The sequence below is a fragment of the Clostridium sp. Marseille-P2415 genome, from assembly GCF_900155545.1.
Classification (GTDB): Bacteria; Bacillota; Clostridia; order Lachnospirales; family Lachnospiraceae; genus Lacrimispora.
In genome coordinates, this window is record NZ_LT732526.1 from 2,683,831 (window position 1) to 2,701,993 (window position 18,163).

At 47.2% G+C, this 18,163-nt stretch carries 14 protein-coding genes; all 14 read right to left on the reverse strand.

Annotation, left to right across the window (positions count from 1 at the left end; translation table 11 throughout):
- Window positions 1-9: 9 nt before the first annotated feature.
- On the reverse strand, window positions 10-1,542 hold the full coding sequence (locus BQ9856_RS17185; RefSeq protein ID WP_077612126.1) for a sensor histidine kinase: 1,533 nt from the start codon (window positions 1,540-1,542) through the stop codon (window positions 10-12).
- The gene (locus BQ9856_RS17190; RefSeq protein WP_077612127.1) at window positions 1,539-2,216 is read right to left on the reverse strand and encodes a response regulator transcription factor; all 678 of its coding nucleotides are present in this window, start codon (window positions 2,214-2,216) and stop codon (window positions 1,539-1,541) included. Before BQ9856_RS17190 ends, BQ9856_RS17185 begins: the two co-directional genes overlap by 4 nt.
- A gap of 134 nt (window positions 2,217-2,350) precedes the next feature.
- A complete protein-coding gene (locus BQ9856_RS24605; RefSeq protein WP_159442026.1) occupies window positions 2,351-2,497 on the reverse strand; it encodes a hypothetical protein in 147 nt (48 codons plus the stop codon).
- A gap of 4 nt (window positions 2,498-2,501) precedes the next feature.
- Complete coding sequence (gene kduI, locus BQ9856_RS17195; RefSeq protein WP_077612128.1) at window positions 2,502-3,344, reverse strand: 5-dehydro-4-deoxy-D-glucuronate isomerase; 843 nt, start codon at window positions 3,342-3,344, stop codon at window positions 2,502-2,504.
- A gap of 235 nt (window positions 3,345-3,579) precedes the next feature.
- Window positions 3,580-4,692 carry a tetratricopeptide repeat-containing glycosyltransferase gene (locus BQ9856_RS17200; RefSeq protein WP_077612129.1) on the reverse strand — a complete coding sequence of 371 codons (1,113 nt, stop codon included), beginning with the start codon at window positions 4,690-4,692 and terminating at the stop codon, window positions 3,580-3,582.
- The gene (locus tag BQ9856_RS17205; protein ID WP_077612130.1) at window positions 4,689-5,804 is read right to left on the reverse strand and encodes a tetratricopeptide repeat-containing glycosyltransferase; all 1,116 of its coding nucleotides are present in this window, start codon (window positions 5,802-5,804) and stop codon (window positions 4,689-4,691) included. The genes BQ9856_RS17200 and BQ9856_RS17205 overlap by 4 nt, the downstream gene beginning before the upstream one ends.
- 158 nt (window positions 5,805-5,962) lie before the next feature.
- Entirely contained in the window at window positions 5,963-6,493 is a 531-nt protein-coding gene (locus tag BQ9856_RS17210) for a GNAT family N-acetyltransferase (RefSeq protein ID WP_077612131.1), read from the reverse strand.
- A gap of 131 nt (window positions 6,494-6,624) precedes the next feature.
- A complete protein-coding gene (locus BQ9856_RS17215; protein ID WP_077612132.1) occupies window positions 6,625-8,454 on the reverse strand; it encodes a bifunctional metallophosphatase/5'-nucleotidase in 1,830 nt (609 codons plus the stop codon).
- Window positions 8,455-9,191: 737 nt separating this feature from the next.
- Window positions 9,192-10,979 (reverse strand): aspartate--tRNA ligase, encoded by a 1,788-nt coding sequence (aspS, locus tag BQ9856_RS17225; protein ID WP_077613423.1) that lies wholly within the window; start codon window positions 10,977-10,979, stop codon window positions 9,192-9,194.
- A 119-nt stretch (window positions 10,980-11,098) separates the two neighbouring features.
- Window positions 11,099-12,358, reverse strand: a complete 1,260-nt coding sequence (hisS, locus tag BQ9856_RS17230; protein ID WP_077612134.1) for a histidine--tRNA ligase — start codon at window positions 12,356-12,358, stop codon at window positions 11,099-11,101.
- Between the two features lie 219 nt (window positions 12,359-12,577).
- Window positions 12,578-14,032 (reverse strand): coproporphyrinogen dehydrogenase HemZ, encoded by a 1,455-nt coding sequence (gene hemZ, locus BQ9856_RS17235; RefSeq protein WP_077612135.1) that lies wholly within the window; start codon window positions 14,030-14,032, stop codon window positions 12,578-12,580.
- Window positions 14,033-14,042: 10 nt separating this feature from the next.
- Complete coding sequence (locus BQ9856_RS17240) at window positions 14,043-14,687, reverse strand: MBL fold metallo-hydrolase (protein WP_077612136.1); 645 nt, start codon at window positions 14,685-14,687, stop codon at window positions 14,043-14,045.
- A 44-nt stretch (window positions 14,688-14,731) separates the two neighbouring features.
- Window positions 14,732-15,751, reverse strand: coding sequence for a CatB-related O-acetyltransferase (locus BQ9856_RS17245; RefSeq protein ID WP_077612137.1), 1,020 nt, complete (start codon window positions 15,749-15,751; stop codon window positions 14,732-14,734).
- A 50-nt stretch (window positions 15,752-15,801) separates the two neighbouring features.
- Complete coding sequence (locus tag BQ9856_RS17250; RefSeq protein ID WP_139348795.1) at window positions 15,802-18,108, reverse strand: RelA/SpoT family protein; 2,307 nt, start codon at window positions 18,106-18,108, stop codon at window positions 15,802-15,804.
- Between the last annotated feature and the right edge of the window lie 55 nt (window positions 18,109-18,163).

Sequence of the window (18,163 nt, forward strand, 5' to 3'; positions counted from 1 at the left end):
TATAATACATTACGAAGTTTCTTTATAACAATCCAGGGTGAACCAGAACTCCACTCCGCCCTTTACATTTCGGACACCGCAGGCCTTGCGATGGGAATCCATAATGGCCTTTACAATGGAAAGGCCAATGCCGCTTCCGCCATATTCCCTGGTATGCGCCTTATCCACCTTGAAAAACTTCGTCCATAGATTAGGCAGATCCTCTTCCGGGATGTTCTGCCCGGTGTTGAACACGGTTACAAGGGCTTCTTTTCCGTTTTCCTCTGCGGTAATGACGATCTTACGCTCCCCGGCCAGGTGATTCAAAGCATTATTTAAATAGTTTGTGATGACTTCTTCTATCTTAAATTCATCGGCATACACAAAGATCGGGCCGCAATCCTTAAGCTTCACCTCTGCTTCCTTCTGCTGGATTAAAATCCCCGCGGAATTCATGATGCCGCGGATCAGTTCTGTTAAGTCAAAGCGTTCCCTCCGGAGGGCATCATTGCCGAATTCAATGGCTGTCAGATTCAGAAGCTGACGGACCATCTTATTCATTTTATTTGCCTCATCCATGATGACCTCACAGTAGTAATCCCGGCTTTCCGGCTCCTCGGCCATGCCCTCCGTAAGGCCCTCCGCATATCCCTGGATGAGAGCTATGGGAGTCTTTAATTCGTGTGAAACGTTGGCAATAAAATCTTTCCGCATCTCATCAACTTTGACCTTTTCTTCAATATCCCTCTGCAGTTCTTCATTGGCTGTCCGAAGCTGCCCGATCGCATCCTTTAAGGTATCGGACAGTTTGTTCATACTGTTCCCCAGCACTCCGATCTCGTCTTCCTCCCGGCCGGTGTATTTGGCCTCAAAGTCCAGTGCCGACATCTTTTCAGACAGATTGGCAAGCTGAAGGATGGGGGATGTAATTCTTTTTGTGGTCAGATAAATGAAAATACTGCCCACAAACAGGGCCGCCACTCCTACATAAGCAAGGAAACGGTTGGACAAAGCCACACTGTCCCGGATACTGGCAAGGGGAATGGATAGCAAAAAGATAGTCTTGTTGTCAGAAAAATATCCCCAGCTCTCCAGATAATAGGAATCGGAACGCTTATCATATGTTTTCTGTACAATGTAATTGTCATGCTTTTTTAAAATATCTGTGTCAGGCATATCTTTTCCAAAAATGTATGCTTCCACCCTGTTTTTCAAAAACTGGCGGTCCCCGTTGGTGAGGGCCCCGTCCGTGGTGCTGTCGATCAGTACCATTGTTAAATTGTATTTTTCTCCCATGACCCGGAACATTTTCTGGGCAGGGCCTTCATGATTAAAATCCGGGTCATAGGAATCCTGGTAATATTCTACGATCCCCTTGCCGCTGGCATTGGCCTGCGCGATCACCGAGTCGATCTCCGCATAAGCGTTTTCCATTATGCGCACCTTATCTCTGGTGTAAAAGCTCTCCAGAAACAAGGTGTTGGCACACCAGGTGGAAACCAGGACAAAAGCCATCAGACATACGAAAATCATGGCAAAACGTGCCTTGATGGAATGTTTCATTCACACACCTCAAATTTATATCCCATACCCCAGATGGTTTTGATATAATCCCCTTTATCCCCCATTTTGCTCCGCAGTTTTTTTACATGGGTATCAATGGTACGGGCATCACCGAAATAATCGTAATTCCACACATTGTTAAGTATTTTTTCCCGTGACAGTGCGATTCCCTGGTTTTCCAGGAAATAAGCCAGAAGCTCAAATTCCTTGTAGCTTAAATCAATGTTTTTTCCGTCAATGGTAACCTGATGAGCCGCCTTGTCAATGCAGATACCTCCGATTTCCACGGCATCCGCGGCAACGGCATTGCTGCGCCTTAATATGGCATCCACACGGGCTACCAGGATTTTAGGACTGAAGGGCTTGGAAATGTATTCATCCACCCCCAGATCAAAGCCCTGGAGCTCGTCCCGCTCCTCTCCCCTTGCCGTCAGCATGATAATGGGGACCTGGGAATATTTCCGGATGGTTCTTAGAGTCTCCCAGCCATCCATTTTGGGCATCATGACATCCAGAATGATCAGTACAATGTCTTTCTGTTCAAAAAAGAGATCGACTGCTTCCTCCCCATTGGATGCCTCGACCACAGAAAATCCCTTTACACTTAAAAAATCCTTTACCAGCTTTCTCATTCTGGCTTCATCGTCCACTACTAATATTTTTAACTGTTCCATTGTAACCTCCTGAAATCAGATCCTGTATATCACATGGTATTCCTAAGTCATATTGTATCAAACTGCAGGACGAATATCTACACTTTCACAGAGATTTCACACAATTCCAATTCCGATTCGCTTTATTTATTGGATTATTCCCTGAGCCGGCAGCCAATATTCCATTGTACGGACAGACAGCAATGAACCAGCAAGAAGGAAACTGACTTGTTCGGAGAACTTTCCTGTAAAATCGGAAGAAGCAGATGGTCCAAAAGGATCCCATCTGCTTCTTCATTCATGAAACTATCTTAATTCGGTTGTAGGAATGGTATCCATATCATCGAATGCCTGGTTTTCTCCGCCCATTGCCCAGATGAAGGTATAGTTACTGGTACCTGCACCGGAATGGATGCTCCAGGAAGGACTGATGACAGCCTGCTCATTCTGCATAACAATGTGTCTTGTCTCATTGCCTTCGCCCATCATATGGAATACTACATTGTTCTCCGGAATCTCGAAATACATATAGACTTCCATACGTCTTTCGTGAGTATGAGCCGGCATGGTGTTCCATACGCTGCCCGGGTCGAGAACCGTCATGCCCATGGATAACTGACAGGTCTCCAGCACGTCCGGATGGATGAACTGGTTGATGACACGCTTGTTGGACGTCTCCATCGCGCCCAATGGTTTCTTTGCTGCCTTCTCAATGGGGATGAAGGTAGTTTTGCAGGCTTTGTGGGCCGGTGCACTCACCATATAGAATTTAGCCGGTTTGGATGCGTCGTCACTGGTGAAAGTAACTTCCTTTGTTCCCTTTGTAATGTATAAGCAATCCTTATAACCCATCTTGAATTCTTCCCCATCTGCCACGATCTTTCCAGAACCGCCGATGTTGAAGATCCCAATCTCACGTCTCTCGAGGAAATAGCCTGTACCAAAATTTTTCCAAATATCAATACCCTTGTCAATGGAAACAGTCTCTGTCGTCGGCATACAGCCCAGAGTGACCATGCGGTCTACGTGGGAGTAAACAGCAACTACTTCATTGGCAATGTATAAGTTCTCAATTAAAAATTCATTTCTGGTTTCTTCTGTTGTGTAACGCTTGAAATCTTTCTGATTTGCTGAATAGCGAATATCCATTTATAAAAACCTCCTTATAATATTTAGAAATAACTGACCAATCCCATCGTATCACAAGGCTGTTTTTAATTCAATATATTATTGGATATATTGTCAAAAAGAACATAAATTTCATAATTTAACCTGAAATTCCTTATAAATTTAAAGAGAGAGTAATAGCACCACTGTGCTATATCCCCTCTCTTCGTGGCTAATTTTAGTGTTGCCTGTCAACGGCCAGCCGCCGGGAAAACCATTACTTTTTTTGTGCTGCTGCTATTAGATCGAGGTTATTTTTTAATCTTTCATTATTTGGCGCGTATTCCAGAGCTTTTTTTGCATGTTCCAGGGACTGATCCATCATATTCAGCCGGTAAGCGGATATGGCACAAAGATCATCCGGTGTATAATCCCAGGAATATCCCATGTTGACAAATGTTCTGGATTTCTCCTTGATCTTCAAAGCTTCTACTGTCAAAAAATACATCATGGACCAGTCTTTCAATTCATAACACATTTTGGAAAACTCTACATAAGGATCACGCATACCCGGTACTTCCGCGATAGCTTTGAAATACCAGCTGTAGGCTTCATTCACCAGCCCCAGCCTAAAATAGGATTTGGCGATCCATCGCATTGCGGCACAGCGCTCATCATTCCAGCAGGCAGCAGGTATTGCAAGGTATGCTTTCAGCGTGTCAATGCTTTTTTGCCACTGGCCTTTATACATATATTCCCTGCCAAGATAGTACCGCATCCTCTCATCGTCAGGCGCTTCTTTTACAGCCAGCTCCAGAAGGGGCAGATAGGAACCGCGGGACTTTTTGGGGTCCGGATGGTGATTGAGTACCATGCCGTCAATATATACGGTTTCAAGGGGTATGCTGCCTACATATTGAACGAACTCATGAACCGGACATTTCCAGCGAAAATTCTTCCGTTCATGCACCTTAAAATAAAAGAATTGAATGTCCGGCGTTCCGTCTGGTTTCAGACTCCAGTTATAAAGATATCTTCCTGTTTTTGAAATCGGTCCGGGATTTACTGGTTTATGATTTAACCACGCCTTTTCAAGCTTCTGCCGCCAGCCCGGCTCAAGCTCTTCATCCAGATCAGTGCATACGCAGATATCCACATCCTCCGGAACGTGATCAAGCGAAATGTTCCGTGCCACATCAAACCTCCATGGCTTTACGATATCTACATAGACGACGGCTCCCCGCTCCTTCAGCTTTTCAACCGTACCGTCATCGGATCCTGTATCCGTAACCACTATTAAATCTGCCTCGCTCATGGAGTCCATCCATTTATCTACGAACTGAACTTCATTCTTACAGATAGCATAAACACATACTTTTAATTTATTCATGAGGGAACAACCTCCTCACTCGCCTGCTGCCCGATTTTATCCTCGATCAGCATCAGATTGTTTTGCAGCCTCTTGTTCGTGGGATTCATATCCAAAGCCTTCATGGCATATTCTTTTGCTTTCTCGTACATGCCTAAACGGTATGCGCTGATGGCTCCATAATCATAAAGGGAATATCCCCAGCTTTCCGATTCCACCAGATAGCTTCCAGTGCTTTCCGTGACCGACAGTCCTTTCTCTACCATTGCATAGACCAGGGGCCAGTTATTCTCCTTGTAGCCTGATTTCGCCAGGGCAAGATAGGGTTCCCGCACATTCTGGCACTCTGCAAGAGCCCGGAAAAGCCATGCTTTTGCTTCTTTCGCATTTCCCTTTTCTTCATAACTGTGTGCAATAAAGCGCATGGATGCACTGCGTTCCTCGTTCCAGTTCGCGTTTGGAAGAGTGAGATGCTTTTTTAGCGTTTCAATTGCCTTATCAAAGTCTCCGTGATAAACGTATTCCCGGCCAAGCCAGAACATAGCCCTGTCATCCAACGGGTTTTCCTGTACGGATAATTCCAAAAGAGGCAGGTATTGGCTCCTTGGCTTTGATAAATCCGGATAATGGTTAAGCACCATCCCATTGACCCATACCGCATTCTGCGGATCAGTACCCGTGTATTCCAGGACTTCATGAACCGGATGAACCCAGCGGTACCCGTGCCTGCGGTGGATCTTTTCCATAGGAAACTGTTTCTTCGGCGTTCCATCCGGATTGCAGGAAAATGTAAATAAATACCTTGCCCTGGTGTGTTCCGGTTTCCATGCGGATTCCAGCTTCTGCCTCCAGCCCGGTTCAAAGACTTCGTCCAAGTCATTAGAGACACAGATGTCCGCATCTTCCGGAACATGGCTCAATGCTATATTGCGGGCTGTATCAAACCGCCACGGAGATATGGTCTCTTCATAGACGACTGCGCCTCTTTTCCGAAGCTTCTCCACCGTATGATCGGTTGACCCGGTGTCCGCTACAATAACTGCATCTGCTTCGGATACGGCATCCATCCAGCGGTCCACAAACTGCTCTTCATTTTTGCTGATTGCATATACGCAAATTTTATATTGATTCATTTCTCCCGACTCCTTTTAAAAATTGCATCTTCATTCACCCCATTTTATTCTGCTAGATTCAATATATGCAATTTACGGCTTGTCCCGTGAAGAACAGGCAGGGCTGGTCACGTTATCTCTATATATCTTTCGTACATGACAGTTACGGCAAATCCTTTTTATTCAAAAACGTCCACGCCGTATACGATATTATAAATCTCTTTCTTATACGGCTTAAATTCCTCTTCCGTCACAGACTTCCCATGGCTCATGATCCACAGCGGAATCGGACCGTCCGACGGTTTTAAGGGCATCTGCTCGTAGAAAAAGGTATTGAGATAAAATCCCAGCCTTTCGTAAAATCCCGCCCTTCGTCCGGTCATGGGGTTTTCTTCTGTTATGGGCTCTATTTCCAGAAATACAGGCTTACCTGTTTCTCCCACGGCCTCCTCTGCCAACAGCTTTCCGTATCCTTTCCCTCTGCAGCGTTCCGTTGCAGCAAGATGCTCCAGAAAAACGCAGCCCGGCAGATCCCAATATCCCAGAAAAGCCAGAATCTCTCCATTCTCCTCCATGACGCGGACGCGATAGCGGGGATTATCAAAAACCTCTCTCTGGCCGTCTTTGGTACGGCGCTCCACATCCGGGAAGGATTCCTCATAAATCCGGTAAATTTCCTCAAAACGGGGCTGCGGGTTCTTTAACAGCATAAAATCAATCTCCTATTCCTTTATCCTAAAACATTTCTGCATTCCATTTTATCATTTTCTCATAAAAGATACAACCAAAAGCAGCCTGCCCCGGCATTTACCGGGAACAGGCTGCTTTTTCACAGATTTCTTTATTTTATAGTGATCCTGCCCTGACCTGCCGGATTTTTGTAATCCGCGCCCACATTGCCGCCTAGATTGCTGCGGATGTAGGCTGAAAGCAGGTCCACATCGGTCATCACATCGTCACGGATCACATTGCTTCCTTTAAACATGGTCATACCGTCTCCGGCAGATTTCAGCATGTAATTATGGGAGGCCACGGTATAAGTCTTATTAACATCAAGCGGTGCACCGCCTACCATGATATCGGAAACACGGTATGCGCCGCCGACTTTTACAAAATTGCCTTTTTCATCAACCTGCACGTTGGAAGCTGCGGAAGCATTGATGGTATAGGTAAGACCGGATACCTGAAGGAAGCCGCCGTTTTCTTTCGGATAATTTCTGGAAGCCATTTCCAGAGCATCCTTGATCTGCTGTCCGGTAGCTTCCACTACGCAGCCCATATTGCCAAACGGGAATACGGTAAGGGTATCATTGTAGGTAATGTTACCGGCCTTGATGCCGGCTCTTACACCGCCGCCGTTGGAAAGGCCGATGTCCGCTCCCAGCACATAACGGTATGCGTCCGCACATAAGTCACCCAGGTTTGTCTCTCCGCTTCGGACGGCGCGGTTACCCGTTACCGGATCGTTGACGGTCAGTTCCACATCCGTATGGCCGATCACAGTCTTTAATGTCTCATTATACTGTGCCTGGATTGTCTTTATAAACCGGTCTGTGTCATAGTCAATGGCCTTTCCGTCGGCTGTAACCGCGCTCTTTCCAGGAATCATAAGCTGGGTACCGACCGCGAGGACATCCGGGTTCCTGATCTTATCCCTGTTTGCATCATAGATTTCTTTCCAGCGGTTATAGGAGCCCAATTCCCGCTTGGCGATCCTGCTTAAGGAATCCCCATTCTTAACCGTATAAGCGCCTGTTCCGGCTCCTGCCGGAACCTGGGAAACCAGCTCATTGGCAATGGTCCCATCGGTACGGATGGTCAGCTTTCCAATGTTTTTTAACTTTGTTCCGGTCTGGGCAAGAAGCACATCCCGGCCGTCCTTATTCTTCACGTACTTGCCATATTCCTCATGGGAATGGCCGTCAATGCATGCATCAATTCCGGCGGTATTCTTAATCACGTTATCGGAGGTCCACCGGTCTGTTGTCCCGTTCTCCCCCAGGTGACCGACCAAAATGACGTAATCGGCTCCTTCCGCCCGCGCGCTGTCTGCCGCAGCCTGTATCTGAGCGTAAAGTTTCTGCCCGCTTTCGTCTTCACAGAAGCCATAGATGTAGCTGCCGTTTCCGTCCTGAAAATATGCCGGTGTGGATTTGGTAAAGCTTTCCGGCGTGGTAGCGCCCACGAATGCGACCCTGGTATCGCCGTATGTAAACATCTTATACGGGGCAAACACGGTCTGACCTGTCCGCAGATCCATAAAGTTGCTGGAATAGTAGCCGCAGCTCAGCTTTCCTGCCAGCTCCATAAAACGGGGCATTCCATAGTCATACTCATGGTTGCCAGGCACCGCGAAGTCATAACCGGCCTGATTCATGATGTCGATCAAATATCCGCCGTCCGAAAGAGTTCCGATCGGCGCACCCTGAATGGCATCCCCTGCGTCAACCAGTGTCACATAGGGGGTCTGGGCCTGCATCTCTTTTTTATAAAGAGACAGTCCTGCATATCCGATGTTGTCATCGATCCCGCAGTGGACATCGTTGGTGTAGAGAACCACAATATCCCGGTCTGCCGCCAGAGCGGAAATGGATATGCCTGTCGTCAGGGAAAGGACCATGAGCAGGGCCAGCCAAAGTGACAGAAACCTTCTTTTCTTGCTTCCTTTCATCGCTTGAATCCTCCTTTTGCATCTTGCATTTTTCTTTATTATAGCAGACAAATGTAAAAACGAATTATAATATTTTTAAAATCTGGAATTATCTGATTTTTTATTTCTTCTTTCCATATATTACAATATACAGACGTTTTTCCAGCTCTATTCATTTGAAATATTAAGCAGGCAAACGGGAAGGCATAAGATTGTGCACGATATGGAAACTATAAAACAATGGGAATTTTGCAGTATACGGGAACATGCCAAAATGAATTGTCAGAAGTAATGAAATGTGGTAGAATCTTACTATGGAACAATCGTGTTGCAGGGTGCGTTGACCTCATTCTATTAAGAATGGGGGTGATGCCTATGAAGAATCAAAAGAATTTTGATTTTAAGGATTTAATGACCTTTGGTCTTTTCCTTTTGGCATTACTTACATTCGTTTTTACGTTTTGTAAGTAGCATTACATAGCAAAACCACCCTTTCAACTTGCCGGTTACTGGGTGGCTTTGCTATCTCTTTAACAGGTCAACCCCTTGTGGGCGGTTGTTCCTCTTTACTAACTGTATTGTAGCATAAGATACATATAATATCAACAGCTTTCTCACTAGTTTTTTGGCAGCCGCTCATATTCCAAATCTTTAAAAGCCTTACCTATATGCATAAAGCAGATTTTAACTGCAAAAAGGGTATCCCTCCGCCGCAAGCCAACACTCCCGGCAGAGGGACACCCGTCATTTATGAATATTTAATTTTCTTCACTGATTTCAATTCCAAGATCCTCAAGCTGCTTCGAATCCACCGGAGCAGGAGCCTCTGACATGAGACAGGAGGCATCCTTTACCTTTGGGAATGCGATGACATCGCGGATGCTGTCTGCGCCGACCATCAGCATAACCACACGGTCGAGGCCGTAAGCAAGTCCTGCATGAGGCGGAACGCCATATTTGAATGCATCCAGCAGGAAGCCGAACTGTTCCTGCGCCTGTTCCCTGGTAAAGCCAAGAACTTCAAACATCTTAGACTGGATATCACTCTGATGGATACGCACGGAACCTCCGCCAAGCTCGGTGCCGTTTAATACGATATCATAGGCTTTCGCCCGGACTGCGCCCGGATCGCTGTCAATGAGCGGCCAGTCTTCATCCATGGGCATGGTAAATGGGTGGTGCATGGCGGTAAAACGGCCCTGTTCCTCGGAATACTCTAACAATGGGAACTCCGTCACCCATAAGAACTTAAAGTCATCCTTTTTCAGAAGGTCAAGCTGTCTTGCCAGCTCCAATCTTAAGTTTCCCAATACATCAAATACAACTTTGTCCCGATCTGCCGCAAACAGAAGAAGATCTCCCGGCTTTCCGCCCATCGCTTCCGCCAAAGCGTGAAGCTCCTCTTCGGTCATGAATTTTGCAAAGGAACACTTATAGGTCCCGTCCTCGTTAATGGCCAGATATGCCAGCCCCTTGGCGCCGAAGCCTTTGGCATATTCCACAAGCGCATCGATTTTCTTGCGCGGCATGGCTCCCTGCCCCTCAGCATTGATGCCACGGACAGAACCGCCGTTTGAAAGCGCGCCTTGGAATACGGCGAATTCCGTACCCTTTACCACATCGGAAACATTTTTCAGTTCCATGCCGAAACGCATATCCGGCTTATCGGAGCCGAAACGGTCCATGGCCTCTCTCCAGGTCATTCTTAAAAGAGGAAGCTCTATATCATAATTGCAGATTTCCTTAAATAACTTCTTTAACAGTCTTTCATTGACTTCCAGAACGTCCTCTACATCTACAAAGGACAGCTCCATGTCGATCTGAGTGAATTCCGGCTGTCTGTCGGCACGCAAGTCCTCGTCGCGGTAGCATCTGGCAAGCTGGAAATAGCGGTCATAGCCGGAGCACATAAGAAGCTGCTTAAAAAGCTGGGGAGACTGGGGAAGGGCATAAAAGGAACCCGGGTGAACGCGGCTCGGCACCAGGTAATCACGGGCGCCTTCCGGCGTACTCTTAATGAGGGTCGGGGTTTCGATCTCCAAAAATCCCTCTTCTGCCAGAAATGCTCTTGTTAACGTAGCAACCCGGCTTCTCACCATGATGTTCTTCTGGATATCCGGCCTTCTTAAATCCAGGTAACGGTATTTTAATCTCAGTTCTTCCTTGGTCTTTAAGTTCTCTTCAATCGGGAATGGCGGAGTCTCTGATTCGGAAAGGATCCTTAAGCCCCTTGCCCGCACCTCGATGGCACCGGTGGCCAGGTTCTCATTGACGCCGCCTGCTCTGGCTTCCACCACCCCGGTCACTGCGACCACAAATTCGCTTCTTAATTTTTCGGCCTTTGCAAAGCTCTCTGCTCCGCAGTCGCTTTCCTCAAAAATGATCTGCAGGATTCCGGAACGGTCTCTTAAATCAACAAAGATGATTCCGCCTTTGTTTCTGCTTTTCTGCACCCAGCCCATAACGGTGACCTCGCTGCCTGCGCCTGCTGTTGTAACTTCTGTACATCTATGGGATCTTTTTAATCCCAACATTGACTCTGCCATAATTTCCTCTTTCCCGCCCATGCTATTTGGGCATACAGGTATGCCCTCTGGGCGTTCCTCTTTCCCGCCCATGCTCTTTGGGCATACAGGTATGCCCTTGGGCGTTCCTCCTAATATCCTTACTTCAGTGCTTCTTTATAAAATTCCTTAAACTGTGTATAGCCTTCCTTCTGGAGACTCTCTTTCTGGAATTTTTTATTTTTATTCATCTGGGAAACCAGAACGGTGACCCCCTTTGCGCGTTCTTCCATGGCCTCTTTTATGGCCCCGTTCATCACCGCATCGCTCACGCCTTTTTCAATCAGGAACGCCGTCTTTTCTTCTTTCCCCGGAACCGCGAACCCCTCATCCATCAGGATGGTGATAATGCGTTCAAAGCCAATGGAAAAGCCGCAGGCCGGTGTATCCATGCCGGTAAACTTGCCGATCATCTTATCGTAACGGCCGCCGCCGCCTACGGAGCCCGGGAAACCGTCCACCTGAATCTCAAAAATCGTTCCGGTGTAATAGGACATGCCTCTCACCAGAGTCGGATCGAATACGATGTGAAACTGGCTGGTGGATATCCCGCTTACGCTGTCAATGATGGCCGCCAGATTTTCTGCCAGTGACGGGTCCATGACATCCGTTAACGTATTCCCCAGACTGCGCACGCCGGAAGCATCCGGCGTCACCGTCTCAAAGAGGTCCAGATACTTCTTTATATTCTCCGGCTCATATCCGGCTTCTTCCAGCTCCTTTGCCACGCCATCCTTGCCGATCTTGTCCATCTTATCCAGAATGATGAACACCTGGTCATAAGCTTCCTCCGGGAAACCGCAGTAAGCAGCCATCCCCTTTAAAATATTCCTGTCATTGATCCTGACAGAATATCCCTTGAAACCAATTTTCCCCAGAAGGGTAGTGGTGGCTAATATAAGCTCGATCTCAGCAAGCCGGGTGGGATCTCCCAGTATATCGATGTCACACTGGACAAACTGCCTGAAACGTCCCTTTTGCGGACGGTCTGCCCTCCACACGCTTCCCATCTGAAGAGACTTGAACGGCGCCGGAAGAGCCGCTGCATTATTGGAATAGTATCTGGATAAGGGAACGGTCAGATCATACCGGAGACCGCTGTCAACCAGATCGCTTTCCGCCTGCGCTGTCTCCAGACTGAACTTTTCCCCTCGCTTCATGATCTTGAAAATCAGCTTTTCATTGTCTCCGCCCTGCTTGCTTGTCAGGTTCTCGATGTGCTCCACACAGGGAGTCTCAATGGAATGGAAGCCAAAGCCGCCGTACGTTTCACGGATCTGGTTCATTACATATTCTCGCACCTGCATTTCAGCGGGAAGTATATCCTTCATACCGGTAACCGGTTTCTTTTTTAATGCCATTTCGTTCACTCCGTTATTTTTATTTTATGAGGAAGTTCGATACACCTTTGGTTTATCGAACGGCTGATTTTCTAAATTCAGGCTGCGCTCTGCTTACCTTCATTAAGTAAATCATGCCAAGCAAGTTCGATACAACTTCGGTTTATCGAACGGCTGATTTTCTAAATTCAGGCCGCGCTCTGCTTGCCTTCATTAAATAAACCATGCCTTTATTGTAAATTACATTTCTAATTTTGCAAGCATTTTTTCTTTTCTTTCCAGCATTTCGTCAATTCTTGTGATATATTGCTCCACATCTTTGACATTTTCCACCCGCTCCAGACGGTTTTCCGACGGGAATACCACCTTGGTGGTGGTCCCGGCCCCGCAGGCCACAATGGTTTGTTTTTCTTCCATGATCAAAATATTATAGATGCAGGCTTTGCCCGGAAGGGAATAACCGACATTTTCAAAATTGCCCGCCATGTTCTTCTGGCGGTAAAGGTAATACGGCTCCTGCCCCATATTCCGGGCGCAGTCTGCGGTCAGATCGATCATTTCCTGGGTGTTGGTGATCTTTAAATCCCCATACTTTTCTTTGAACATGTTAAGACGTGCCGCCCGCTTGATGGCAAGGGAATGAACGGTAATGCCATCCGGGCGGAGCGCCCGTATCTCTTCCATGGTACGGGTCACATCTTCCATGCCCTCTTCCGGCAGCCCGATGATCAAGTCCATGTTGATATTATCAAAGTCCAGAGCTCTTGCCATGTAAAACCGGTCCTTTACCATATCCACGGTATGATGGCGGCCGATCAGGTCCAGGGTCTCCTGCTTCATGGTCTGGGGATTAATGGAAATACGGGTGACCCCATAACGCTTTAAGACCTGAAGCTTCTCCTCCGTGATGCTGTCCGGACGTCCTGCTTCTACAGTAAATTCCTGAATGGCTGTAAAATCAAAGGTCGCTTTCAGCCTGCATATGAGCCTGTCCAGATGAGGGGCGGAAAGGGATGTAGGCGTACCGCCTCCGATGTAAACGGTATCCAGGGTCCTGCCTTTCATTTTTCCGGCCACATAGTCCATTTCCCGGAATAACGCTTTCAGATACTGTTCCATGCGTTTCTCCCACTGCCCGATGGGAAAGGAAGGGAAGGAACAGTACAGGCAGGTGGTTGGACAGAACGGAATGCCTACATACAAACTGTAGCCATGCTCATAGTCAATGGAAGAAAGCAGATCCATTTCCCGTCTGGCGATTTCCAGACTCAGATCGATTTTTCCATCGCCGGTTAAATAAGTATCCTTCATATAGCTGCGGACTTCTTCAGCCGTATCCCCTTCCGAAAGCCTTGTCATGGCAATTTTGGTCGGCCGGATTCCGGTTAAGGTTCCCCAGGGAAGCTCTGTACCGGTAAGCCGGCTAAGCATGCCATAAAGCATCCGCTTGATCCGGTTCTTGGTCTCAAAGCGGTCGGAAAAATCTGCTTCCGTCACAGAAGACTTTGTAATCCCATTCTTCAAATCCTGAACCGTCAATTCAAAGGAGCCTTCCCCGGTCCTGCCGCGGACAAGAAGGTGATATTCTGTCCCGGCCGCTTCCTCGTGGGCAAAGCTTTCTCCCGGATAAAACGCCATCAAAAGTTCCCGGATATCCTGTTCAAAGGATTGATCCTCTAATATTATTCCTATCATACGCTCTTTCCTATCCTTTGTAAAATGCAACCGGATTGTATGTTTTCTCATGGCCGATGGTGGTCATGTCCCCATGACCCGGATAAACAAGGGTATCTCCAGGCAATACAAAAAGCCGCTCTGTTATGGATTTCACGATCTTTAACTGGTCTCCCGTGGGTAAGTCCGTCCTCCCCATGGACTCCAAAAATAGAGTGTCCCCGCTTATCAAAACGCCTTCCTCTTTGATCAGGTAGCAGACAGAACCGGAGGTATGGCCGGGGGTAAACAGCACCTGAAAGGAAATTCCTGCAAGTGACAGGATATCCCCGTCTTTTACATATTCATCCGCATGGACCGCACAGGGCCCGCCAAAGCCGGAAGATAAATTAACAGCCGGATCCGTCAGGGTCTCTCTTTCATGCTCGCCCGCATAAACCTTTCCCTCCGGGAATGCTCTTATTATATCCTTCACGGCCAGAATGTGGTCAAAATGTCCGTGTGTCAGTAAAACTGCCTCCGGGATCACCGAAAGCTCCCGACACATATTCAGGATATATGCGCCGTCAGCGCCCGGGTCCACGATTACCGCCTTTTTCTGCCCTTCCCGGTATATCACATAGCAGTTGGTTCCTATCTGTCCTACCGGATAAGTCTTGATTCTGAAATTGCTCATCTTTCCATCTCCTACCTGTCATTGTCTTACTGTAACACATTTCCTTATCGAAAGGAAAACACAGGAATATCGGTGCCATATAATAGTTTCACATCATAATGGTCCGCATATTCTGTCCACAGTATATTATTTTTATTTCTCGTCGTAACAAAATAATCTGCTGCCGCAAACAGGCTCCGTAAATCATCGTCCTGTTTCCCCTCTTTCAGGATCATTTCCGCCTCCTGCCCTTCAAAATCCTTTAAAAACTCCAGAAGCACTTTCGAACAGCCCTTTGCTGCATCCGGCGGACAGATATACAGCACAAGTCTTGTCTGCGGCCGGTTCATGGCATAGTATTCCTTTAAGATTTTTTTCCAAAGAGAAAACGGCTCTTCAAAATCCGCAATAAAAAGAATGGTTTTCTTTTCTCCCTTTTCCATGGCAGGAATGACCTGGTTCCATTTTTCCTCTGCTTCCCTGCCGTATTTTTCAATAAAATCCTCCACAGGCCGGATAAAATCCTCCTGGCGCTGCGCCAGGCTATCCAAAGGCCAATTCCACCAGCCAATGGCATTCATTGCCCTTCTCTGTTCCTCATCAAACCGGTAACCGATGATCCTTGCCGGATTTCCCGCTGCCATGGTATAGGCAGGGACATCCTTTGTTACGACGCTCTCCGCGCCTATGATGGCACCGTTATGTATGGTAATGCCTCCCATAATGGTCGCTCCATGCCCGATCCAGACATCATTCTGAATGAGTACAGAACCTTTTCTCCTGGTTCTGCTTGCTGAATGAAGGGTTAAAAAGCCCGGACTCCCCAGAAGCACGGATTTGTAATCATGATTTAAATTCACCAAAAATGTGATGTTATCTGCAAATGCGCAATATTTGCCGATCTGAATGCAATGAACGCCTTCTGAATAGTTAAAATTCAATCCCGATTGTACTTCTGCTCCCACGATATAGCTGTCTGTATCAATCTGCAAAAAGGGAAACTGTTCTTCCGTATTTGGAACAGGAATATTCATAAGTGTTATGCTTTTCACTGTCTGAGGATTATATTTTACATGATATACCATAATGATCCCATCACCTTTCCGGATTTCGTACGGAAAAAGAGAAAACTGCGTTATCCCGCAGTCCTCTCAATGTCCAGCACTCCTTCGATTTGTCTCAGCTTATCAACAAGCTTACCCAGCTCTTCCACGCCGTGGATGTCAAAGGTCATGGTAATCGTTGCTTTGCCCTGCTTATTGGTTCTGGAGTTCATGGAGGTGATGTTTATCTGTCTCTCCGTAAACACCTTGGAAATATCGACAAACATGCCGATCCGGTTATTGGCAAATATTTTGATTTCAGTAGAATACCGCTCCTTGGTGTCGTCTCCCTCCGAATCCTGCCATTCCGCGTCAATCAGACGGTTCCGTTCATCCTCCGGCAGGTTAAGTACATTGACACAATCCGTCCTGTGGATGGAAATGCCCCGTCCCCGGGTCACGAAGCCCACGATCTCATCTCCCGGCACCGGACTGCAGCACTTGGAAAAACGGACTGCAAGATCATGGATCCCCTTTACCACGATTCCACTGCCCGAACGCTTCTTCAAAGGCAGCTTGTTGCTCATATCTTCAATATCATTTAAGATGGTATTGTCAGTAACATCTTTCTTAAGCTTTTTATTCCGCTCATCCACCATCTTGTTGATGACCTGGCCCTCTTTTAAACCGCCATGCCCGATGGATGCAAGAACAGAGTCCCAGTCACGGAACGCATAACGCTTCATGACCTTTTCCTGGTATTCCGGCTTGTTTATCTCAGGATAATTGATTCCCTTGGTTTTGCAGTAACGATCCACCATTTCCTTGCCGCGGAGGATGTTATCCTCTTTCAGCTCCGTTTTAAACCACTGGTTGATCTTGTTCTTTGCCTGGGGGCTTTTCACCATATTCAGCCAGTCCCGGCTGGGGCCTTTGCTGTTTTGGGAAGTAATGACTTCTACCTGATCTCCGTTTTCGATCACGTATTCAATGTTCACCAGTTTTCCGTTGACCCTGGCCCCTACCATCTTATTGCCGACTGCGCTGTGGATGGAGTATGCAAAATCAATGGGCGTAGAACCTCTTGGAAGGTTCTTTACATCGCCGGAGGGGGTAAAACAGTAAACGCTGTCAGAGAATAAGTCCAGATCGCCCTTTACCATGTTTAGGAATTCCTTGTTATCGGACATGTCCTTCTGCCATTCCAGGATCTGGCGCAGCCAGCTTAACTTCTCTTCCTCTTTGCCCGCCGCAACCTGTCCGCTGCCGCTTTCTTTATATTTCCAGTGGGCGGCAATTCCGTATTCAGCGGTACGGTGCATCTCATAGGTTCGGATCTGGATCTCAAACGGCTGTCCGTTGTTGCCGATCAGGGTCGTATGAAGGGACTGGTACATGTTGGGCTTGGGCATGGCGATATAGTCCTTGAAACGTCCGGGAATGGGCTTATACATCTCATGGATCACGCCAAGGGCTGCGTAGCAGTCCTTCACATTGTCCACGATGATCCGCACGGCAAACAAGTCATAAATCTGGTCCAGGGTCTTGTTCTGGTTCACCATCTTCTTATAGATGCTAAAGAAATGTTTCACACGGCCATCCACCCTGGCTTCGATCCCGGCTGTCTTTAAATGGTCCTGCACCTCATCTACGATGCTCTTTACAAAGTATTCTCTTGCATCCTTTTTTAATGATATTTTTTCTGCCAGTTCATAATAAATTTCCGGCTGTAAGTATTTTAAGGATAAATCATCCAGTTCGATCTTGATCTTGGAAATACCGAGACGATGGGCAATGGGAGCATAGATCTCCATGGTCTCCTTAGCTTTTTCCTTCTGTTTTTCCGATTTCATGTACTGAAGCGTCCGCATGTTATGCAGGCGGTCCGCCAGCTTAATGATGATCACACGGATATCCTTTGCCATGGCTAAGAACATTTTCCTTAAATTCTCAGCCTGGATCTCCATCTTATCCATGGACCAGGATATCTGGGTCAGCTTGGTGACGCCATCCACCAGGAGCGCCACCTCTTCCCCGAATTCCGCCTTCAGTTCATCTAAGGACATGATGGTATCCTCTACCACATCATGCAGGATCCCGGCGGCAATGGTCTCTTTATCCATCTCTAAATCAGCCAGAATAATGGCAACACAAAGAGGGTGAATGATATAAGGTTCACCCGATTTGCGCTTTTGGTCCTTATGTGCTTCATCCGCAATGTGATATGCCTTTTCGATCATGGTAATATCATCGGAAGGATGATATCTCCTGATGCTGGCAACCAGCTCTTCATAAAGCACCTGCGGACTGGTAAAATCTGCCGGAGCCTCCAGGTCTGCATCCACCTTCTGCTTCTCCGGACTTTCCTTTCCGTAAGCTGCCGTATTATTCTTTTCCATCCTTGGATTATCTGCCATATGCCGTCACCTTTATTTGTAACATTCCTGGTATTCA